The organism is Peribacillus loiseleuriae (genome assembly GCF_001183985.1).
Classification (GTDB): domain Bacteria; phylum Bacillota; class Bacilli; order Bacillales; family DSM-1321; genus Peribacillus; species Peribacillus loiseleuriae.
Genome location: NZ_LFZW01000001.1, coordinates 4,222,603 through 4,245,577, shown reverse-complemented (window position 1 = coordinate 4,245,577; position 22,975 = coordinate 4,222,603). Strand labels below are relative to the sequence as shown.

The following is a 22,975-nucleotide window of genomic DNA, read 5'->3' as shown; positions in this document are numbered from 1 at the left end:
ACGATCAACTTTCGTGCGTTACACGCAACAAAAGAGGATACAGATTCATCTATGAAAGATTGGATTTTAAATCCGGCTAAATTAGTAGTAGAAGATGGAAAGAACTATGTTTACTTAACTGTTCAAGAAAAAGCAGGTCAGTATCTTACTGACATTCGCCTTGAAAAGAATGGGGAATTTGTCTCTCAAGAAATAGTTAGTAAAAAAGAAGAGTTACTACAAAGAGTCATTAAATTTGAAGTTCCAGAATTGGGCATAGTCAATGCAGAAGTAGACATGCACGTAGTGGCGGCGAATTACAAAAATACTCAAAAATTTAGAATGTCATTTGATGTTAATAGTATGAAACCGATAGAGAAACCAACATATGAAGACGGTGAATATACGATCAACTTTCGTGCGTTACATGCAACAAAAGAGGATACAGATTCATCTATGAAAGATTGGATTTTAAATCCGGCTAAATTAGTAGTAGAAGATGGAAAAAACTATGTTTACTTAACTGTTCAAGAAAAAGCAGGACAGTATCTTACTGATATTCGCCTTGAAAAGAATGGGGGATTTGTCTCTCAAGAAATAGTTAGTAAAAAAGAAGAGTTACTACAAAGAGTCATTAAATTTGAAGTTCCAGAATTGGGCATAGTCAATGCAGAAGTAGACATGCACGTAGTGGCGGCAAACTATAAAAATACCCAAAAATTTAGAATGTCATTTGACACCGGAAGCATTCAAAAAGTAATCACATCTCAACTAGATACGAATGGTAGTGTATCGTTAGAAAATATTACGATGCCAACATCAATACAAACAAATTATAACGGTCAACCAATTAGTATCGTTGTCCCAGCAGGAAGCAACTCACTAACAGTGTCTGAATTAAAGAGCGATGCCAATTCATTGTTAGTTAAAATTTCTGTAGGGAATTTAGGAAATAAAACAGTGAAACTAACTCTACGAAAACCAGCTGGACTTGCTGCTGCTCAAGTTGGAGCATATCACCAAAATGGTGATGCTTGGGAATACAGAGAAGCACAAGTAGTAGGAGACAATGTTGTATTTGAAACGAATTTAAGTGCGGTTAAAATTGCGGAAGCTGTAACGGTTCCGATACTTTCAGAACCAACAGTTTCAGAAAACAAAGTAACATTAGAATGGAATAAGGTTTCTGGAGCGACATATGAACTTAGAATAAACAAAAAAGAAATAGTTTCTATGGAAGAAAACAATTCATATATTGCGACAATTGGTTATAATCAGTCTAACTTATATGAAGTGAGAGCCATTAAGGATAAACATCAATCGGCTTGGTCAAACTCTGTAACTGCAACAACAGGTAAGAAGCCAGGTTCAGAAGAAGAAACTCCTCAAGGACCAGGTGGAACTCCTCAAGGACCAGGTGGAACTCCTCAAGGACCAGGTGGAACTCCTCAGACACCAGGAGGAACAAACGATGAAATGTACACGATTGATTTTAAAGTATTAAAAGATGGTACAAACAATAAATCTGTTATGGATGATTACACGTGGAAGCCAGCAGAGTTAAAGGTTAAAGATGGAAGGAATTATATCTCTCTCACCCTATTAAATAGCAGTTGGATTAAGAGTTTTCAAACTGAAAAGGGAGATGCAAAGGTAGTTAGCACAAATGAAAAAGTGAATACAAGAGTGGTTCAATTTGAAGTGCCAGATCTATCAAAAAAGCTAAGTGCTACGACTCATGTAGTCATCCCTAACGACGAATTTCCAGGTAGCGGTTCATATGACGAACGTTATACTGTACAAATTCAATTCGATCCATCTAGCAAAACCGTTTTAAAAGGATCAAATCCAGCACCAATAACACCGAATATACCAGTAACGCCTACAATACCAGTAGCAGAAAAAGCGATCAAGGCAAAAGATGGAGGAAAAATTGAAGAGAGTGGAGTGGTTATTCAATTTCCAGCAGATTCATTTGCGAGTGATTTCAAAGTTACTGTGAAAAAAGTAACCAATCCTTCAAGTTTACCTCTAGCAGATAAGGAATCTTTGGTGAGTGATGTGTTAGAAATCACAAAGGATAAAACGGGTGACTTTAAAAAGGCGATTACACTTACACTTAATTTCGACAATACCAAGGTTGATACAACAAAGCATGAAGTGGGGCTTTTCTGGTTAAATGAAACAACGAAAAAATGGGTTAAGCTAGATAACGTCAAAGTGGACTTAAAGAATGGAAAAGTTAGCGGTGAAGTTAACCACTTTACGAAGTTTGCAGTATTAGCCATTGACCAGACTGAACAAAACAATCAACCAACACAACCTGAAACACCAAGTGACTTCACGGATATTAAAGGTCATTGGGCAGAAGAACATATTGATTCTCTTGCTAAGATAGGAGCTATTACGGGCTATCCGACTGGAGAGTTTAAACCAAATAATCATATTACTAGAGCTGAATTTGCAACCGTTATAGTAAAGGCGTTTGGATTAGATGTGATCAAAGGCAATGCGTTTAATGATACGAAAAATCATTGGGCGAGTGATTATATTGCTACAGCGGAAGCAAAGGGAATTGTTAGTGGCTATAGTAAAACAAAGTTTGGTCCGAATGATGTAATAACTCGTGAGCAAATGGCATTAATGGTTGTTCGTGCAGCAGAGCTTCAATCAAATGATTCAACCCTATCTTTTAAAGATGCTAAGGAAATTTCATCTTGGGCACAATCAGCAGTTAAAACAGCCGTTCATGAGAAGATCATTACAGGTTATCCGAATAATACGTTTAAACCTAAAGGCAACGCTACAAGAGCGGAAGCGGTAGTAGTCATTGTCAAAGCGTTAAATAAATAAGTTAAAAGGGAGGGAGGTGTCCCGTAACGAAAGGGTCAGACCCAGCACCGACTATAGATAGATTATAGTTAGTATTTTACTACTATATACTGTGTATAGAGTGCGAGGTCAGACCCTTTTGGGACATCCCCGACACTCCCTTTATTTTAGTAAAAGGAGAGAGTGTACATGCTAAAAAAGATAGTAGCTATACCTGTTTTTTTATTTACTCTATGTCTTACCATCTTATTACTAAACGGTCCGAATGTTTTTGCGGCCTCTAATCTTGAGGATGGCACTTATTCACTTCCTGTTAAGGTGTTAAAAGCGAATAGTTCAGAAATTTCGATGATGCAAAATTATATAGAACCGGTTGCGTCTTTAATTGTAAAAGGCGGCAAACAATATGCACAAATGACATTGAAGGATAGTTCAAGTATAACGGGTTTTAAAGTTGATCAAAACGGTACTTTAAGTGCTGTTAAAACAGTCAGTACCAATCTAGTGAAGGATACGAGAGTTGTAGAATTTGAAGTATCAAATTTATCAGCTAACTTAAAGGGCTGGGTAAGTGTTTATATTGAAATGCCTGGGTTGTTATACGACCATAACTATGATATTCAAATTAAATTTGACCCAAGTCTGATAAAAAAAGTAGCAGCGAATCAGAATGTTGATTCATCCAAAGGAGCGCTTGTTCTTTATCTAAATAATAAAAAAGCTCTATCGAATGGAACTCCATTTATACTTAACGAAGCTCCTTACTTAAAAAACAACTATACATTCGTGCCGATTCGTTTTATAAGTGAAAATTTCGGAGCAAGTGTGAATTGGAATTCAAGTTTACGAACGGTTACGATTTCTTATCAAAACAAAACGATTAGCTTAAAAGAAGGAAGCAAAAGCGTAACAGTTAATGGAAAAGCACAGACGATTGATACAGCTGTACAAATAAAACAGGGAACGACTTTTGTACCCGTTCGTTTTGTAACAGAACAACTAGGCGCTAATGTCGTATGGGATCAGAAGCAACAAAGCATTACGATCAAAAAATAAAAGAGAAGATTGAAAGAGGTAGCTTTTAGCCTTTTTCAATCTTCTCAAAACTTTAGCATGTATTTTTTAGAATTTAGTTAGGAGATGCATCAGATGAATAAAGGGATAATGAAGGCATTTCTATGTTGTGTAATCCTTTTGCTTCTTATAACAGGCTGTTCTTCCGAGCAGGAAACGATTCAGACGGACAATCAAAGTGAGAACGAGAATCGAATTGTATCGTCAACTGTGGCAATCACAGAAATCATGGACGCACTTGAGCTAGACTTAGTAGGTATTCCAGATAGTTCTAAGGAATTACCAAAAAGGTACGATGGTGTCAGTAATGTCGGTTTTGTAAAAAATCCAGATCTTGAGATCATCAAGTCGCTTCATCCGACAGAGGTTCTTACCGTTTCAACCCTAGAATATGATTTAAAACCAATTTATGAAAATGCGGGAATTGAGGCAACCTTTTTAAATTTGGACAGCCTTGAAAAAATGCAACAGACTATTTTGTCATTAGGTGAGCAATATGATCGCAATAAGCAAGCTGAAAAAATTGTAACGAAAATGGACGATAAAGTTGCAGAGATTCATAAAGCAGTGGAAGGGAAAGAAAAGCCAACTGTTCTTATCTTACTTGGGATACCAGGGAGCTATTTAGTTGCATCCGAACACTCCTATATCGGTGATATTGCTCGGCTTTGTGGAGCGGTTAATGTCGTAACGGGTGAAAAAGTCGAATATGTTGCGACAAATACTGAATTTCTTCAGCAAACAAACCCAGATATTATTTTGCGGGCTGCTCATGGTGTACCTGATGAAGTAGTCAAAATGTTTGATAAAGAATTTAAGGAAAATGATATTTGGAAACATTTTGATGCGGTAAAAAATGGTCGGGTATTTGATTTGGAAGAAGAAATTTACGGAACAACAGGAAATCTTGCAGCAACAGAGGCGTTAGACGAAATGATGAAAATGTTATATCAGTAAATCTATTAAATAAAAGGGCGTTACGACATGAAAAAAATAGCTTGGAGTTTTTTTATCGTTAGTAGTTTAATTATTATCGTTTTCTCCATTTCTGCAGTATCAGGAAGTTTAAAAGTAAGCATTGGTGAATTAGTATCTGGATTATTTACGGGAACGAATGAAAATGTAGCGATCATTAAAGATTTACGTTTTCCCCGCTTGATTATTGCCTTATTTACGGGTGCTTCTCTTGCAGTATCAGGTGTGCTGTTACAGGCCGTGATGAAAAATCCTCTTGCTGAGGCAGGTATCATTGGGATAGCAGCAGGTGGGAGATTTGTATATATACTCGTTATTAGTATTTTCCCCCAACTATTTTTTTGGACGCCTTTATTTGCTTTTATGGGCGGTGCTCTTGCATGCTTTTTAGTGTTTAGTTTATCTTGGAAATCAGGTCTTAGTCCGCTTCGCATTATTTTAGTAGGAGTCGCCATTAATGCGACATTTACTGGATTAGGTCAAGCGCTAACGTATTTTACGGGTTTTTCAAGCTTAACCCATGCGACTGTATCGGGTCTTGCACTGAAAACGTGGAATGATGTTGATGTGATGTTGATTTATGGTTCAATCGGTTTGATTCTCTCCTTATTTTTAGCGTCCTGGTGTAATGTTTTAGCGTTACAGGATAAGACAGCAAAAAATTTAGGATTTAATCTTACAAAAGTACGATTACTTGTTTCAATCGTTGCTGTTCTTTTAGCGGCTGTAGCCACTTCTGTTGCAGGGGTTATTGCGTTTGTAGGTTTACTCATTCCTCATATCGGACGCCTTATAGTGGGAACAGATCATAAGGTTTTAATCCCATTTTCTGCACTTGCGGGTGCATTATTAATACTAGCAGCAGATACATTGGGAAGAATGATTTTGCCACCTAATGATATTCCAGCATCGATCATTATGATGATGATTGGCGGTCCATTTTTAATAATCCTGCTTAGAAAGAGTGAAAGAATTCATGGAAATTAAAGAGATATCATTTTCATATAATCGTAAAACGAATTTATTAGACTCAGTAAATGCGGAAATTGAGCATGGTAAAATAACAACGATTATTGGGCCAAATGGAAGTGGCAAGTCTACCTTACTTGGGGTCATGTCGAGGAATTATTCGCCACATTCTGGGGAAATATTATTAGATGGAAAAGCAATTAGCCAATACAAACCAAAGGAATTCGCAAGAAAACTAGCTGTTGTTCATCAACAAAATGAAGCGCCTTGGGACATAACTGTCGAGAAATTAATAGGATTTGGTCGTTTACCTCATAAAAGTTTTCTTTCTCAAAACCATGAAGAAGATGAAAAAGCTATTGAATGGGCCTTATCATGTACAAATTTACATACAAAACGAAAGAAGACATTAGAGCAATTATCTGGTGGAGAACGTCAAAGGGTTTGGATTGCCATGACGTTGGCACAAAGAACGCCGATGCTCTTTTTAGATGAACCAACAACCTACTTGGATATTTATTATCAAATAGAGGTACTAGAATTAATTAAAGAATTGAACGAAGTACATGGTTTAACGATTGTGATGGTGTTGCACGATATAAATCAAGCAATCCGCTATAGTGACAAAATCATCATCATGAACAACGGGAATATTGTTAAAAGCGGCCATCCTTATGATGTAATAACGACAAGTATGGTTAAAACAATATATGGAGTAGATGTCGTTATTCAATCTGATCCAGACGTTGGACAATATATCGTTCCATTAGGGATTAAATGAAGGACTCGATTTGAGGTGATGATTTGCGGAGGGGAATGTCAATTAAGCATTTATGTTATAAGTTTCTGACTGTTGTTTGTTTAGGAATTGCTTTGTTCTCTCTTTTTAAATTATCTAGAATTTATATGGATGATATGAAAAATAAACAGACGATAGCAGAAGCTCAGGAGTATTACTTGAATAAGAGCGTTGTTCATGAAGAGGATGGTCGTGTAAGGAGTGAAAAGGAGGTTAGACCTCGATTTAACTCCTTGTTAGAAATGAATGCTGATGTCGTTGGTTGGCTAGAAATGGACCATACTTCTATCAACTATCCAATTGTTCAAGCAGAAGACAATGAGTATTATTTATCTCGAAACATTAAGCGAGAAGAAGTGAATATGGGTAGTATTTTTATGGACTATCGAAATGATATTTCTACTAACTTTCAACATACAATTCTTTATGGCCATCGTATGAAAAACGGATCGATGTTTGGTCAACTGAATCGATATTTGGATGAAGAGTTTTTTCAAGAGAATCAAAGTTTTCATTATGATACCCTGTATGAAAGCTTTGAGGCTGAAATTTTTTCCGTTTATGTGACGACAACAGACTTTGATTATATCCAAACAGACTTTGCTAATGAGGAAGAGTATGTTTCATTCTTACAAATGATTCAAGATAAGTCCCGTTTTCCCACGAATACAATGGTTACGGCGAGTGATCATATTCTTACATTGTCTACTTGTGACTATACACTAGATAATGAAACAGGAAGGCTAGTTATTCATGCAAAAATAAAGAAGAAAGTAGACAGCATGTAAAATCGCTGTTATTAAATGGAATGATGCAGCTAATGAGGAAAATGATCTAAAAAAATATATTGATTCATTGAGCCTATCTCATGATTGCACTTCGTCGTTTTGGCGGGAATCGCTTTGTGGAGTATGAAGATCAATTAAGAACATACCCTTATTACAAATTTCATAAAATTGTGTCTCGTGTGTGAATAAGTTCTTAAAAGTGGTATTTCAACTTATTACAGAATCTGACCTTTTGCTTTTGGATACTCGTCTGAACTTAATTGTTTTCACCTTACGTGAAGATCTTTTTTAGGATTTTGGGAAGACAATATCAATAAACCGATTCCTACTAATAGAAGGGAAATACCACTCCAAGAAGAGAAGCCTAGGTGTTCTCCTACTAAGAAAACCCTTAATAACGCTGCTGTTAATGGTTCTACTAATGAAAATGTAACGGCCGTTGATGAAGGGATATGGATAAGTCCTTTGGCAAAAAGAAAGTACGCAATCCCAGTTGTAATAATCCCCAAGAATGAATAATAACGAAATCCCTCCGACTGCTAGTCGAGTAGCTCCCATAGGGGGCCTGCCGCATACCCATCAAGCTAACCAAACAAACTTCCCCCAAAATGAAAAAAACGTTATTCTTTCAGAAAAATACTTGAAAAGGATGACGTTTTTTCATGGACCTCTCGCTTTCTGAAGAATTACATCTATTCTCACAAGAATTACAACGCATTCTGTCTCCAATCGACCTACAAAAAATCGCTAAACAGGTTGGGTTTGTGCAGCGATCGAGTAAGTATCAAGCAGATGAACTCATCGCGCTTTGTGTTTGGCTCAGCCGAGAAGTTGCCAGTACATCCCTTACGCAACTATGTAGTCGGTTAGAGGCTTCAACGGGCGTACTCATGAGTCAAGAGGGACTCAATCAACGCTTTAATTTAGCAGCTGTCGCTTTCCTTCGAAAAGTCTTTACTTCGCTCCTAACACAGAAACTCTGTGCGACACAATCGTTATCTTCACACATGATTTCTGCATTCAAACGTATTCGGATTTTGGATGCGACGGTGTTTCAGCTACCAGATGCCTTCACAAGTGATTATCAAGGTTCTGGTGGAAGTAGTAATACGGCTGGTGTAAAGATTCAGCTTGAACCAGGAAAGAATAATGATAAAACATACGGTACCACTTGCCTAGAAACTGTTGAAAAAGGGGATCTGTGCTTACGTGATCTCGGCTATTTCGATTTACGAGACTTACAAGCTATTCACAATAAAGGAGCTTACTATATCTCTCGTTTGAAGTTGAATACACGCATCTATACCAAGAATCCTACTCCAAAGTACTTCAAAAATGGCACGTTGAAAAAGCAAACCGAATATGTTCAACTTGATATGGCACACATGATGTCAGAGCTGACAGCTGGTGAAACCTTAGAAATTCCTGAAGCCTATATTGGGCAAAAACAAAAACTTTCAGCACGTGTGATTATCCATCGTTTCACAGACGATCAAACACAAACACGTCTCAAAAATCAAGCTGTGCGTGAGAAGAAGAAAGGTATTGTCATGAAGGATAAAAGTAAGCAGTTAATGGGGATTAACGTATACATAACGAACACACCACCAAAAGAAGTGTCAACGGATTACGTGCACGCTCTGTATTCCTTACGCTGGCAGATTGAAATTTAATTTAAAATGTGGAAGTCCTTTTTGAAATTGACGAGTGTAAGAACATCAAGAAAGAACGCCTAGAGTGCCATTTATATGGGCAACTGATTGGCATTCTTCTCTGTTCTTCCACCATGTTTCAAATACGACAGCTCCTGCTAGAAAGGAAAAAGCAAGAGTTGAGCGAATACAAAGCGATTTATATGATTAAAGATTACTTTCCGTTATTGTTTCGGGCGATGGCAGGTGGCCCAAATGAAATCGTAACGATTCTACATCATCTCTATCAATTGCTTAAGAAAAATGGACGTAAATGTCATCGGTATAAGAAGAAGACCGTCTTTGATATTCTAGGAGTTGTGTACGAAACGACAGTAAAGCATCAACAAGCTGCCTAGCGAAAAAAATTGCATTTTAATAGGCTTCTTTGGTATGCCTACTTTTCCATCACTCGCTCGTTTTGAAACAAGAATGATTTCGTATCTAGTCATTTACATCCTTAGCTTGATGGGGATGGGGTAGTGTCAGGAAGCGTATTTTCCTGACACTACCCCCTTTAATAAGGGAAGATGCCATGCTGCCCAATGCAAATATGTACCATTTTAGTTTCTTTCACTTTGAGGCCTTTATTTTCATGGAACAGCTGTCAAGATCACCGCACGTTGATGGTTATTCCTCTTCCCGTAACAGAAGGGCTTCCTTTCCCATGACCGCAAGCTCAATTGCTTCAAGCGTTTTGCAATAATTCCCGAATATATCTCCATTCACATCGACTTCCTTATGAATATAGTCCAAAACATGCCAATCCTCAAACCAGTCGCCGCTTTCCGCATCTTCATGAGAAGTATTCGGCCAGGCGTATTTTAACAGTGGGCTGTACAACCGGTCGGCGGCGCCTTTTCTCAACTTACAATTCTTGACCCGAGGTTTATAAAGGGAACGGGGGAAACATTCGTTTACATCGTTAAACAAATCGGGCCAATAATCTTTTCGTGAACCCGTATGGGGATGGACGTGCGTCCATTTCAAAACGCCCGCTAAAATCTCTGTACGCTGAAAAAGAAGGGTATACAATCTTTTTCCGAATAAAATTCGTTCGTGAAGCGAAGTGAAATGGCGCGAGGTAGCGCCGGCAAGTAAGGCTTGTTGCCTATTTTCCTCTGCACAGTATGGAAAAAGAATGTGATTGAAACGCAAAAAATCATACAACTTGAAGCTGACCGTACCGGTTACGGTTTTTTTAAAATGATCATTTTGGATCAATCTTTTTTCCAAATAACTTTGTTCATTTATCACAGTCGCAACCGCAAGAGTGTAGGAATCCCCGCTGTTCCAAAAATAACGCCACATTGTTTCCATAAAGGTGGAAATGTGAAAAAAGGGCAAAAGGTGGAACATTTCCTGGTTGGCTTTCACACTTAGGTCATAAATCAAACACTGGGGATACACATCCTGAAAAATAAACCAGCTGCCGCGTTCCAAAAAAGAATAAATCGCCTTCTGATCTCTTTCCGACAGAAGTTTTGTCAACAAATCCCCTTTTAAATCGGTCATGTTCCAGCCAACGTTCCGCGATACCATATGTCCAAGGAGGGCCCAATGGATTTCGGGGTGCTCAAGGTAAAAATTATAATAAGCTCGAGTCCGTGTAACATTGTTTTGATTATGTTGTTTTGTCTGTTCTCTTATATAGTGAATGCGTTGTTTATCGTTTTCGGATAAAGAGGGCAGGAGGTCGAAAGATTTGCTTTTTAATTTTTTTTTCAAATCCTTTTTTACATCCGAATAGGAATCAAGCAAAAATACATCATCCCTTATCAACATTTCATTTTAACTGCGTACGATTCTCCCGTTAAAGAGATGCATATTCATTTTGCTAGAGGAATATGAATACAACGTGAGTGTACGAAAGAGGGTGGGAAACATGAGACATCAGGTAAATGCGGAAATCAACCGAATTACCGATCGATTCATTAGGGACCAGTCAGAAGACGGGTCCTGGCAATATCCTTTCGAGACCGGCATTTCAACAGACTGTCATATGATTATCTTATTGCGGACATTGGAGATAGATGATGAAGCGTTCATAAAAGAATTGGTGGAACGTATTGCAGGGAAACAGCAGGAAGATGGTTCATGGAGTTTGTTTTATGATGAAGGAAAAGGGAATCTCACAGCCACTGTGGAAGCTTATTATGCCCTTCTTTACTCCGGTTACCGACCTCGGAATGACCAGAATATCCAGGCAGCCAGGCGCTTTATCCTTGCCAACGGGGGGGCTACAAAAGTCCATATGTTGTTTAAAATCATGTTGGCCATAACCGGACAGTGCAAGTGGCCGCCTTTCCCCATTAAGATTGAAGTGCTACTATTACCGGACTCCTTTCCGATCAATCTTTTTGACTTTTCCGTGGTTGGCAGAACGAACATCATCCCGTTTTTGATTCTTGCCAATTTGGGTTTCAGCAGGAGAACTAGACGGTCTCCTGATCTTTCTGATTTGTTTCTGAAAAAGGAAAATCGCTCTTTTACTGAAGATCCGGAAGCCCGCTCGGTTATTAATTTGATTCAAAAAGGGATACATGGCCTGAAAGACTACCCTGGAAACCTTCGCGAGTTAGCTTTATATCGCGCCGAACAATATATGCTGGATAGAATAGAACCGGACGGAACCTTATGTAATTATTTAAGTTCGACTTCTATGATGATTTTTGCCTTATTGGCGAGGGGATATTCGAATACACATCCGGTGATTACCCGTGCCTTGCAAGGCTTAAAAGCAATGACCTGCCGGATTGATGGAGAACTCCACTGCCAATATACGACGGCTACTGTCTGGAATACGACGTTAATTAGTTATGCTCTGCAAGAATCCGGAGTCCCCTGTACATCGAATACTGTCCAGAAGGCAAACCAATATATCCTCACCCGTCAACATGTTAAATTCGGGGATTGGATCATTCATGAACCGGACCTGTTGCCTGGGGGCTGGGGCTTTGCGGACATGAATACGATCCAGCCCGATATTGACGACACCACGGCAGCACTTAGAGCGATTCGAACTTTGGCTATCGAAAGGATGGAGTGTCGGCAGGCATGGGATCGGGGAATCAACTGGCTCATTTCCATACAAAATAATGATGGTGGATGGGCGGCATTCGAAAAGAATGTGAACAAGAAAATATTGAACCTGTTACCGATCGAGGGCGGAAAAGATATGTTGATTGATCCGTCGACGGTTGATTTAACGGGAAGGACATTAGAGTTTTTCGGGAACTATACCCATTTGGATTTTCATCATCCCATGGTGAAACGCGGGATTCGTTGGCTGTTAAAGAATCAAGAGTCGGATGGTTCTTGGGTAGGGCGCTGGGGCGTCTATATTTATGGCACATGGTCGGCTGTAACGGGAATGGTTGCGGTTGGGGTTTCCCCGAATCATCCTGCCATTCAGAAGGCTGTAAACTGGTTAAAAGCCATTCAAAATCAAGACGGAGGTTGGGGAGAATCCTGTAAAAGTGATATCGAAAATTGTTATGTGTCTTTGGGCGAAAGTACCCGCACTCATACAGCATGGGCCCTTGACACACTTATCTCAGCCTCGACTGAAGTCACGCCTGAAATTGAACAAGGTGTAGCTTTTTTAGTGGAAAGAAAAGAAAAAGATTGGACAAATGCCTACCCGAAAGGAAGGGGAATGGCGGGATCCTTTTATCTCAATTATCATTGTTACGAATACGTTTTTCCATTGCTGGCCCTGGCCCATTATCAAAAATTAGCTGAAGGGAGGTAAACAGGGTCTATGGATTCATAAAGCCTTCAAGTGACTTTTGGCATACTTTCAAATTCTGTCCCATACAATGAACAAAACTACAACAAGCAGGAGGCAAAAGATGCTTGAAACTTTCCGCGAATTTTTCGATCTTAATACAGTCATTTGGTTGTTCCCAATCATTTTTATTTTCCATGACTTAGAAGAGATCATAACCATTGAATCTTCCATGAAGGCAAACAAAAATGGTTTCCAAAAATCTCCCTTCGTTCAACGAATATTAAATATGAGGGAAAACCTAGGTTCGACCGCTGCCCGGCTTTCTGTTTCGGCTACTTGGATTTTGTTGATTATTTCATTCACTACAGTGGTGACTGCCCATTTCACATTAAACGGAGGGGGCTTTCTTTTATATACAGCCATTCTCAATTTATTTATTCTGCAGGCGATCATGCATATTGTTCAGTCCATCTTTTTCAAAGGCTACACACCTGGCATCATAACGGCGCTATTCCTTCTCATTCCTTACTGCCTTATTGCATATGACAGTTTGTTCCAATTTGGCCTGATAGACTGGCATTTAATTTTCGCAAGTCTCCCTGTTAGCCTGGTTATGATTCCTATTTTTCTTGTTGGCAATCTTTTAGGCCGTTACTTTATTCACTAACTGGCCCCTGACTCTTTCTTTTATTTGGTCAGTATTTCATTCGGAAAGGCGCGGAATCTTTGCCAGAAAACCTGGTATGTTCGCTCGCCCCTATCGATTCTCTATAGTATAAAAAAAGCAGTTGCAGGAGGTGAGTAAATTGCATGTTGTTATAACGGGAGGAAGCGGGTTTGTAGGTCAAGCCTTGACTCACCTGTTGACTCAAAAAGGCCATCGAGTAACCATATTAACGCGTCTTCCCGATCATAAAAGAACAAGTGAATTTGTTAATTATGTTGATTGGCTTTCTGCAGATAATCAACCTGAAAACGAACTTAAGGATGTCGATGCGATGGTCAATTTAGCCGGGGAATCAATCAATAGCGGACGGTGGACCCAAAGTAAAAAGGAGGCTATTTTGAATAGCCGTCTTACAGCCACAAAAGAGGTCACTCGAATTTTGAGACATCTTCATCCAAAGCCAAAAGTTCTTGTTAACGCTTCAGGTGTAAGTTACTACGGGATGTCAGACTTCAAAACGTTTAATGAGACATCGAAAAGTGATGCAAACGATTTTTTGGCGAGTGTTGTAAAGCGTTGGGAGAAAGAAGGGGCAATGGCGAAAGAATTAGGCGTTCGAACGGTCTTCGCGCGTTTCGGCATCATTCTGGGTCAAGAGGGTGCCTTTCCGCGAATGGTGATGTCGTATAAATTAGGTATTGGGGGGACAATCGGCAGTGGGATGCAATGGATTTCCTGGGTGCACATTCAAGATGCGGTTGAGATGGTTTACTTCGCCATAATTAATTCTGAAGTAGATGGACCGTTGAATGTGACCTCGCCTCATCCAATACGCATGTCATCATTCGGACAGTCCATTGCAGACGTCCTTCACCGCCCATATTGGCTTCATGTTCCTGGGGTTGTAGTAAAAGTAGTACTTGGTGAAATGAGTCAGTTGGTATTAAAAGGGCAGCGAGTACTCCCTCAAAAAGCACTTTACCACAATTACTCCTTTCAATTTACAGACGTAAAAAGTGCACTTTCTGATATTCTAGGTTAAAGATACATTGCGCCGGTATGAAGAAGGAGACTTATAATGAAGCTTTAGACATGACAGTACGGCAGCCCTCCCTGCGTTGAATAGCACGCTGTGTCCTTAATCAGCTGTTCGTAGAAAACACTGACTGGCATTTGGAGGGATTTTTTTGCATATGGGGTACCGTCACATACCCATCAAGCTAACCAAACAAACTTCCCCCAAAATGAAAAAAACGTTATTCTTTCAGAAAAATACTTGAAAGAATAACGTTTTTTCATGGACCTTAATTAAACAAATGGGGGCTTTAACGAAAAAAGATCATATTTTTCTTAGTGACAAGCATGCTCTTGTTTTTTTGTACGTTCAAAGGAGACCTTATCCTAATCGGTCTCCTTTTTTTACTTTTTGTTGAGGTTCTATAAGAACAACACCCTGTTCTGAATATACACCCATCACTAAAACCTCTGAACTAAAATCAGCAACTCTCATAGGAGGAAAGTTAACTACTCCTAATACTTGTTTACCAATTAGTTCATCCAAATCATAACAATCTGTTATTTGAGCACTACTTTGTTTAATACCTATCTCTTCTCCAAAGTCCACCCATAATTTATAGGCTGGTTTTCTTGCTTTAGGAAAAGTTTCTGCTCTTGTAATTTCTCCAACACGCATATCTAGTTTTTGAAAATCGTCGAAAGTTACCATAGTAATGCCTCCTAAAATTTGTTTTCGCATTATTTATCCCGGTTTAACAGGCTGTAATACCCCCACCTCAATTTTTGCGAGAGAATCAAGAAATAAATAGGTGGGGGATAAACAGCCTGTAAATCCCCGATTGGTGAGATACAGTGAAACTTACCTTTGTGGTTTTCAAAGGTTTAGTTGAACCAATCGGGTTCGTAGTGTCGCTTTATCGAAGATTTAGCGACAGTAGAACGGGACTAACCCCCCACTGAGGGAAGTTTTACTTTATTGAGCTAAAGAATGGTTAGAATGGTTTTGTTCTTCTTGTTTATCTTTAATAACGATTAAGACTCCTAAGAGAATCAAAATAGAACCTATCCAAAAGGTTATACTAATCGTTTCACCTAGTATTAACCACCCTAATAATGTTCCAACAACGGGTTGAACGAAAAAGAAAACTCCCCCACTGGAGGCATTTAGCATTTGTAATCCACGACTCCATAATAGAAATGCAGTACATGTCGATATTACACCCAAATAAATTAATCCTCCCCAAATGGTTGGATTAGTTAAATCGTTTATATCAATTTGTGATAGTTTTGGTATAACAAAAGGAGTTAGAACAACAACAGCAAGTAAAGTAGCATAGGCCGTAACGACAATTTGTGAATAATCACTAGGTATACATTTTATGAGTACAGACATTAACGCCCATGTTAATGCTGCTATAATAAGTGATACTCCACCAAGCATGCTAGACATATTAATATCATCAAATCCAACAATGGTAATCACACCAATAGTGGCTAAACTAACTGAAATAGCCTTCTTTAAAGTTAAATGTTCTTTAAGGATTAAACTAGCAAACAAAACCATAAATGCTGGTGTTGTAGAAGTTATAATAGCACCCATTTGTGCAGTAGAAAGCATTGTACCTGTTTCTTGAGTAACAATGGAAATGATGTACCCTATAATTGCAATAGCAATTATAATGCCAAAGTGTCGTCTTTTAATACTCCAATTTTGTCTAGTCACCAGTCCAAGTATGACTAGTGCCACTAATGCTATTAAATAACGCATCCATACGAGTTCTAATGGTGGTATGACTGCCACTAATATTTTAACGACAACATACATACCTCCCCAGATACTCGAAGCTAATATTAAATATAAAGAACCAATAAGTGTGTTTTTCATTTTTATACCCTCCGTTTTAAGTTAGGCTTTATATGCCCTAACGGAGAGAAGCAGCTATTATAGTTTTCTCTCCATTAAGAGCGGGAGAGTGCTACTGGTACATCATTTTCGAATAATGGAGTCCAATACATTTTGATTCACCTCTAGTCCAATCTAACTGTAGATCTGTATTGTATTGTAGAAGAAAACTCCTAATAATACTGTTGTTAAGGGTTCAGCTAATGAAAGTGTACCTGCCATTGATGAAGGGACGTGGATAAGTCCTTTGGTAAAAAGAAAGTAGGCAATCTCAGTTGTAATAATCCCAAGAGGGAGACTTACAGCGACACCACGGACTCCAATGATCCAAGACATATCATACATAAATAAAATAGGAGATAAAAAGATCGCACTTAGAGTGAAAACTACGGCCACTATTGATAGTATAGAAAACTAATCATCATTTTTCTTTACTACGTTTAAGGTTCTTTTTATCCGATTTTAATTTTTTCGAAACTTTTGTGGAGGTTTCCCTTCGCATTTCACAAACCACCTTGTAAATGAGGAAGAATTTTCAAAGCCTATTTCTTCACTAATGCTCGACATGGACCATGATGTCGTTTTTAATAATCGTTTAGCATCGTTTAAGCGGAGTTCAGTGATATAAGCTTTTGGACTTTTACCTGTTTTTTGTTTAAACCAAGATGAATAATAGACTGGATGGTAATGTTCGATCTCCGCTAATGTTTCAACTCTAATGGACTCCTTATAATGATTGTGAATAAAGTCAATAGAAGGAGATGTTGATACTCGTAATTTTTGGGCCACATATCTAGTCAGATCACTCAATGCAGCTGTTATGTTCTCCTGATCCCTTGCCTCTTCCAATAATAAAAAACGAATGGACGACCATTGTTTGTCTAACTTCATATACATACTTTCTGTTTTACTAGGTAAATAATGGTTTGGGATATCTAAGATTAAAAATTCATTCCTGTCAGTAGAACGGTACATATGATTGCACTCAGGAGGCAGATAAAAGCAGTAGTCTGAGTTAAGGTTGATTTTTTGCCACTTGGTTTGTAAATCTAAGGAGCCTTGCAAAGGAAAGAGGAATTGACCAAAATTATGTTGGTGAGAATCAAATTCTTTGGAATATGTTCTTTTTTCACAAATTACTTGTTTACCACTCTCCATCTTAATCTCTACCGCCCTCTTATATTTTTGTCTAAATTATACCATTATATAGGTATGGATAAACTTAATCTAAATCAAGATGAAGTTGTAGAGGCTCCCAAGAATTTCAATAAATTACTTAGAATCGTGGATAATAAAGCTAAGGGTTTTACTACGTACATGAATGAAGAGAATTGGAAAACAATATAAAGAATATTGACGAGATTGTGTTGCGTGCCTGGCGCTTTCATTTTGCGGGGCCTTTTTGTCATTCTCTTATTTGTATAAGGGAAAGTAGAACTTTATCCCGGTTGAACGGGCTTTAATATCCTTCCCTCCACTTGTGAGAGAGTCAAGGAAAAACACTGAAGGAAATTTAAATTTATTTGCTTTCAGAAGCTAAATATTTACTTTCCTTTCATTCCATGATACATTATCCGATAAACCAAACATCCTACGTTTAAAAGGAGGCTCTATTACGTGATGATAAAAAAGATTAAGCGTCTAACGTTAGTGGAACAAGTAGCAATCCAAATTGAAGATTTGATCGAAGCTGGACAATGGGAGGTAGGTAGTAAACTTCCTGCAGAACCAGAACTAATGGAGAAGTTTGATGTCAGTAGAAATACATTGAGAGAAGCGATTCGAGCTTTAGTGCATGCTGGTCTTCTTGAAACAAGGCAAGGTATTGGGACGACGGTGAAATCATTGAGTACTCTCGGTATAGCTTTAGAGCGGAAAGTTCAAAAAAGTGATCTAATGGAGACTTTAGAAGTTCGGTTAGCTTTAGAGAAAGAAGCTGCACAATTGGCGGCAGAGAGAAGATCCAATGAAGATTTAAAGCTAATAGACGAATGCCTTGAGAAGTGTAAAGAAGCCGCCAAAGGAAAGGAACCGCAGCATTTTATTGACATGGATATTGCCTTTCATAAATCAATAGTAAAAGCTACTCACAATGAAATGTTTATTGAACTGTATGATCATATTACAGATTCTTTACAGCATTCAGTTCACGAAATAATGCGTGTAAGAGGTCCGTTAACTGATGAATATGAAGTGCATACAGATCTTTATCAAGCGATTCGATTGAAAGATGCTCAGCTGGCCATGGAGAGCGTAAAGACTTATATGGAGAAAGCAAAAGACTCACTTTATACAATGATGGAGGGATAAAATTGAATAAGCCAGCTTCGCAAATATACACACAACCTTTAACAAAAGGTCGATATTGGATTTTACTATTGGGAATCATCTTAATTGGTTCCAATTTACGAGTGCCAATTACTTCTGTAGGTCCTCTTTTATCAGCAATAAGAGATGATTTAGGCTTATCTCACTCAGTAGCGGGAAGCCTCACAACCGTTCCGTTGCTAGCCTTTGCGTTACTTTCACCATTTGCACCGAAAATAGCGAAAAAACTAGGAACTGAAATGACCATTTTTCTAGCTTTACTTGTTCTAACAATTGGGATCGGAACTCGTTTCCTTCCTGGAGTAAGTTTCTTGTTCATTGGTACGGTTTTAGTAGGACTTGCTATTGCGATTTGTAATGTACTGCTCCCAGGACTTATTAAAAATAATTTCCCTTTACAAATGGGATTAATGACAGGCATTTATGCTGTGTTTATGAATGTATTTGGAGCTTTGGGTTCTGGTCTAAGTGTTCCGATCTCTTCAATAGGAAACATTGGTTGGCGAGGATCTTTAGGCGTTTGGGGCATTTTATCATGTCTGGCTATCATCATATGGGCCTTTCAATTAAACAAAAAGCAAGACATTCATTCAAACGTACGGAAGCAACCAACTAAAACGAAAAGCATCTGGAAATCTTCAGTAGCTTGGAAAGTTACCGTTTTTATGGGAGTTCAATCTTTCATTTTTTACACATTGATGACGTGGATGCCTGAAATCATTCAGAATAATGGGTATAGTATAAGTGCATCTGGATGGATGCTCTCCTTATTACAATTCGCGATTATCCCCATAACGTTTATTATTCCAATCATTGCAGGGAAGTTGGAAAATCAACGGGTTCTGGCAGTATTTACGGCAGTCTTATATTTTATTGGTATTTCGGGATTATTACTAGGCGTTTTCTTGCCATTGTCGGTCGTAGTTATTGGAATAGCTAGTGGAAGTGCATTTGGCTTGTCGATGATGTTTTTCACATTACGAACAAACGATAGCCAGCAAGCTTCTGAACTTTCAGGGATGGCTCAATGCATTGGCTATCTTTTAGCAGCTCTAGGACCAATTGTATTTGGCTGGCTACATGATGTAACGGGCGGATGGAGTGCGCCACTTATCTTATTACTAATGATGCCGATTATTCTCTTTATTGCAGGAATGGGTGCAGGTAAAGGTTCTATCGAAGAAAAGGCGTAAAGACTTTGTAGGCTGTGAAGGATAAAAGGTAGAGAACACATTAATATTGCGAATTCTACAGGGGAGCGGTGTGGAGCTGACTTTACGAAGCACCGCCCCTTTTCCGCTAAAGGTGGCTAAGCACTTTTTCGTCATTGAAGAAGATTCGTAGGCTACATTTACAAACTCAAAAGTTGAACATGAATTTATTGTTTTTTCTATTAATAAGTGCTACAATCACACTAATATAAATCGAAAGGAATGATGGGTGGACAATGGATAACTAATCTTATTTTTTAGAATTTGAAATTTTATATTTCGAATGATAATAATTTAGGATTAGTCTACCCATTTTTCTACCATCATTAGAGCTATCAAGCGCGGTAGCTTATTTCAGTACGGTAAAATGCGGCTAATCCTTCCAAATGAATTGGGAGGATTTTTTAATTCTCCCTAAAAGCGAAGGGTGATTAGAATGAAAGAATTACTGCAATTACAACATATATGTGTTGAAATAAAAGATCATACAATTTTTGAAAACGTGAATGCAAATGTGCAACAAGGGGATGTTATTGGAATTATTGGCAAAAATGGTGCGGGAAAATCTACTTTGTTGCGGTTATTGAACCATGACTTTTTACCGACAGAAGGGCAAATTAAATATATGCTGGACGATCTTACAATCATTATGGTTGAACAAGAGACCGAATCGCATTCTTTCGAGGGGATTTCTCCAAAAGAAGTGACATTATTAGAGACATGGCATGTTCCAACACATGACTTCTCAAAATTAAGCGGCGGAGAAAAATTAAAAGCGCGACTTGCAAAAGGATTTGCACAAGATACAGACCTTCTATTATTAGATGAACCGACAAACCATCTTGATGAGCAAAGCTTAGAGTTCCTCACCAAACAGATAGAAGGTCATCAAGGTACGGTGATCCTTGTATCGCATGATCGCTATTTATTAGATGCTGTTGCAACAAAAATTTGGTCAATTGAAAATAAAACGCTTATTAGTCACAAAGGCAACTATTCAAGTTATCTGAAATTCCGTGAACAGAAAAGACTTACGCAGCAACGAGAATATGAAAAACAGCACAAAATGGTTGAACGTATTGAGGGGCAAATGAAGGAGCTTACTTCTTGGTCTAAAAAAGCTCATGCACAATCGACGAAAAAAGAATTCCCTAAAGAATACTATCGGGTAAAAGCAAAGCGCATGGATGCACAAGTAAAATCTAAACAAAAGCGTCTTGAAAAAGAACTTGAAAAAATAAAAGTGAAGCCTCTTGATTCAGAATACAAAGTAACCTTCTCGATGAAAGCAAATCATAGAGTAGGAAAACGTTTCTTAGAAGTTAAAAAATTAACGAAATCATTTAATGGCAGAATGCTTTTTAAAGACGCCAATTTTACGATACAGCATGGGGATAAGGTTTCAATTTCGGGCCCAAATGGCAGTGGGAAAACGACATTATTGAAAGTAATTCTCGGACAGGAAACTGCTAAAGGCGATGTATGGATTTCACCATCTGCAAAAATTGGCTATTTAACGCAAGAAGTATTTGATCTGCCACTTGAACAAACACCAGAGCAGCTATTTTATCAAGAAACATTCGAGGCGAGAGGAAAAGTTCGAAATTTAATGAAGCATTTAGGATTTATGGCTTCTCAATGGTCAGAACCCATTATGAACATGAGCATGGGTGAACGTGTGAAGTGTAAGCTTATGAAGTATATTCTAGAAGACAAAGATGTGCTTATCTTAGATGAACCAACGAATCATCTAGACTTAGCTTCGCGTGAACAATTGGAAGATACGTTAGCACAATACAATGGTACGCTATTGGTCGTATCGCATGATCGCTATTTCCTAGAAAAAACAACAGCTACAAAACTCATTATTTCGAACAATCGTATACACAAGCAATTGAATGAAGTAGCTTCCGAAAAAGATAATAAGGAAGAAAGACGCTTACAGCTTGAAACAGAACGGCAAGAAGTTTTAGGAAAGCTTAGTTTTATGACCCAAAATAATAAAGAATATGCAGAACTTGATCTAAGATTTAAAGAGCTTACGAAACAAATAAAAGAGCTTTACTAACGAAAAACTTACTTCTCAAAAACGTCTCAATCAGATTGATTGAGATCTGCCATGTTGATAGTATTACACATTACTAAATAAGACGATTTGCTTTAATTAGCAATCGTCTTATTTATTTTGGCTTCATTCCATATGTTTCAAACAACTGCCCATTATTCGATGGTGGGAGCATAACCTTGAAACAAAATCTAAAAAGTGTACTGGGACAATTGGCCCGGTTTAATTAAGAAAAATCAGATAAATTTTGTTAGATACCTCATGTTTTGTTTGATTTATACCCCTGGTGGGTATATTATATTTATAACAATAAATTTAAGAAATCGAGGTGTTTTATTATGATGAATAAGCAACTGATTTTTCTTAGTATCGCTACGATTATTGGTTTAAGTGGATGTGGAAATGATACAAGCGACGAGAATCATTCCAACAACAATGAGCATGCCAAACATGAAGAGATGGATCATAGTTCCCATTCTAGTTCAGGTGAAGTTCCTAAAGATTTGAATGAAGCAAAGAATCCAACGTATAAAGTTGGCAGTCAAGCATTTTTGAAAACAGATCATATGAAAGGGATGGACGGTGCTAAAGCAACAATTGTAGGTGCTTATGATACGACGGCTTATGCTATTTCATATTCCTCGACAACAGGTGGGGAAAGAGTTGAAAATCATAAATGGGTTGTTCAAGAAGAAATTAAAGATGCCGGTGAGGAAACATTCGCACCAGGAACGGAGGTCACCATAGAGGCGGACCATATGGAAGGTATGGATGGAGCTACGGCTGAAATTGACTCAGCCGAAAAAACGACTGTCTATATGGTTGATTACACGCCAACTACGGGTGGAGAAAAAGTGACAAATCATAAATGGGTAACAGAAAGCGAACTATCAACTAAATAAAGAATCATCTACTTTTTTGTATAGAAGTCCATCATTTAGTAC

Annotated in this window: 19 protein-coding genes and 1 pseudogene; 14 read left to right on the top strand and 6 right to left on the bottom strand. The window is 38.2% G+C overall.

What is annotated here, in order from left to right; genetic code table 11:
• The 6 genes from AC625_RS19570 to srtB all read left to right on the top strand — a co-directional run.
• On the top strand, nt 1-2,832 hold a 2,832-nt coding region (locus AC625_RS19570), incomplete at its 5' end, for an NEAT domain-containing protein (protein WP_156187589.1).
• Between the two features lie 168 nt (nt 2,833-3,000).
• The gene (locus AC625_RS19565; RefSeq protein WP_049682815.1) at nt 3,001-3,867 is read left to right on the top strand and encodes a stalk domain-containing protein; all 867 of its coding nucleotides are present in this window, start codon (nt 3,001-3,003) and stop codon (nt 3,865-3,867) included.
• A 93-nt stretch (nt 3,868-3,960) separates the two neighbouring features.
• Nucleotides 3,961-4,842: a heme ABC transporter substrate-binding protein IsdE gene (gene isdE / locus AC625_RS19560; protein WP_049682814.1), complete on the top strand. Its 882-nt coding sequence runs from the start codon at nt 3,961-3,963 to the stop codon at nt 4,840-4,842.
• A 27-nt stretch (nt 4,843-4,869) separates the two neighbouring features.
• Nucleotides 4,870-5,847, top strand: a complete 978-nt coding sequence (locus AC625_RS19555) for a FecCD family ABC transporter permease (protein ID WP_049682813.1) — start codon at nt 4,870-4,872, stop codon at nt 5,845-5,847.
• Nucleotides 5,837-6,610 (top strand): ABC transporter ATP-binding protein, encoded by a 774-nt coding sequence (locus AC625_RS19550; RefSeq protein WP_049682812.1) that lies wholly within the window; start codon nt 5,837-5,839, stop codon nt 6,608-6,610. The genes AC625_RS19555 and AC625_RS19550 overlap by 11 nt, the downstream gene beginning before the upstream one ends.
• 35 nt (nt 6,611-6,645) lie before the next feature.
• Nucleotides 6,646-7,416, top strand: coding sequence for a class B sortase (srtB, locus tag AC625_RS19545; protein ID WP_049682811.1), 771 nt, complete (start codon nt 6,646-6,648; stop codon nt 7,414-7,416).
• Nucleotides 7,417-7,682: 266 nt separating this feature from the next.
• On the opposite strand, the gene AC625_RS19540 is transcribed toward srtB, so the two are convergent.
• Nucleotides 7,683-7,925 (bottom strand): EamA family transporter, encoded by a 243-nt coding sequence (locus AC625_RS19540; RefSeq protein WP_049682810.1) that lies wholly within the window; start codon nt 7,923-7,925, stop codon nt 7,683-7,685.
• A gap of 153 nt (nt 7,926-8,078) precedes the next feature.
• Between AC625_RS19540 and AC625_RS19535 the strand changes: the two are divergent.
• Nucleotides 8,079-9,466: pseudogene (locus AC625_RS19535) on the top strand (IS4 family transposase).
• A gap of 271 nt (nt 9,467-9,737) precedes the next feature.
• Here AC625_RS19535 and AC625_RS19530 read toward each other — a convergent pair.
• The gene (locus AC625_RS19530; protein ID WP_049682809.1) at nt 9,738-10,892 is read right to left on the bottom strand and encodes a DUF2515 family protein; all 1,155 of its coding nucleotides are present in this window, start codon (nt 10,890-10,892) and stop codon (nt 9,738-9,740) included.
• Between the two features lie 100 nt (nt 10,893-10,992).
• Between AC625_RS19530 and shc the strand changes: the two genes are divergently transcribed.
• From shc to AC625_RS19515, 3 genes are all read left to right on the top strand, one after another.
• Nucleotides 10,993-12,861 carry a squalene--hopene cyclase gene (shc, locus tag AC625_RS19525; protein WP_049682808.1) on the top strand — a complete coding sequence of 623 codons (1,869 nt, stop codon included), beginning with the start codon at nt 10,993-10,995 and terminating at the stop codon, nt 12,859-12,861.
• Between the two features lie 100 nt (nt 12,862-12,961).
• Nucleotides 12,962-13,507: an HXXEE domain-containing protein gene (locus AC625_RS19520; protein WP_049682807.1), complete on the top strand. Its 546-nt coding sequence runs from the start codon at nt 12,962-12,964 to the stop codon at nt 13,505-13,507.
• A gap of 139 nt (nt 13,508-13,646) precedes the next feature.
• Nucleotides 13,647-14,549 carry a TIGR01777 family oxidoreductase gene (locus AC625_RS19515; RefSeq protein ID WP_049682806.1) on the top strand — a complete coding sequence of 301 codons (903 nt, stop codon included), beginning with the start codon at nt 13,647-13,649 and terminating at the stop codon, nt 14,547-14,549.
• A gap of 354 nt (nt 14,550-14,903) precedes the next feature.
• Here the strand turns inward: AC625_RS19515 and AC625_RS19510 are convergent, their stop codons facing one another.
• From AC625_RS19510 to AC625_RS19500, 4 genes are all read right to left on the bottom strand, one after another.
• On the bottom strand, nt 14,904-15,233 hold the full coding sequence (locus AC625_RS19510; RefSeq protein WP_049682805.1) for a tRNA-binding protein: 330 nt from the start codon (nt 15,231-15,233) through the stop codon (nt 14,904-14,906).
• A 264-nt stretch (nt 15,234-15,497) separates the two neighbouring features.
• Complete coding sequence (locus tag AC625_RS19505; protein ID WP_049682804.1) at nt 15,498-16,409, bottom strand: DMT family transporter; 912 nt, start codon at nt 16,407-16,409, stop codon at nt 15,498-15,500.
• A 153-nt stretch (nt 16,410-16,562) separates the two neighbouring features.
• Nucleotides 16,563-16,835, bottom strand: coding sequence for an EamA family transporter (locus AC625_RS26090; RefSeq protein WP_082191174.1), 273 nt, complete (start codon nt 16,833-16,835; stop codon nt 16,563-16,565).
• 54 nt (nt 16,836-16,889) lie between these two features.
• Entirely contained in the window at nt 16,890-17,585 is a 696-nt protein-coding gene (locus AC625_RS19500) for a helix-turn-helix domain-containing protein (protein ID WP_049682803.1), read from the bottom strand.
• 459 nt (nt 17,586-18,044) lie between these two features.
• Between AC625_RS19500 and AC625_RS19495 the strand changes: the two genes are divergently transcribed.
• The 4 genes from AC625_RS19495 to AC625_RS19480 all read left to right on the top strand — a co-directional run bounded on the left by AC625_RS19495 (nt 18,045) and on the right by AC625_RS19480 (nt 22,933).
• Entirely contained in the window at nt 18,045-18,737 is a 693-nt protein-coding gene (locus tag AC625_RS19495) for a FadR/GntR family transcriptional regulator (protein ID WP_049682802.1), read from the top strand.
• 2 nt (nt 18,738-18,739) lie between these two features.
• Nucleotides 18,740-19,948, top strand: a complete 1,209-nt coding sequence (locus AC625_RS19490; protein WP_049682801.1) for a CynX/NimT family MFS transporter — start codon at nt 18,740-18,742, stop codon at nt 19,946-19,948.
• Nucleotides 19,949-20,402: 454 nt separating this feature from the next.
• A complete protein-coding gene (gene abc-f, locus AC625_RS19485) occupies nt 20,403-22,034 on the top strand; it encodes a ribosomal protection-like ABC-F family protein (protein ID WP_049682800.1) in 1,632 nt (543 codons plus the stop codon).
• A gap of 338 nt (nt 22,035-22,372) precedes the next feature.
• Nucleotides 22,373-22,933 (top strand): YdhK family protein, encoded by a 561-nt coding sequence (locus AC625_RS19480; RefSeq protein WP_049683834.1) that lies wholly within the window; start codon nt 22,373-22,375, stop codon nt 22,931-22,933.
• The last annotated feature ends 42 nt before the right edge of the window (nt 22,934-22,975 follow it).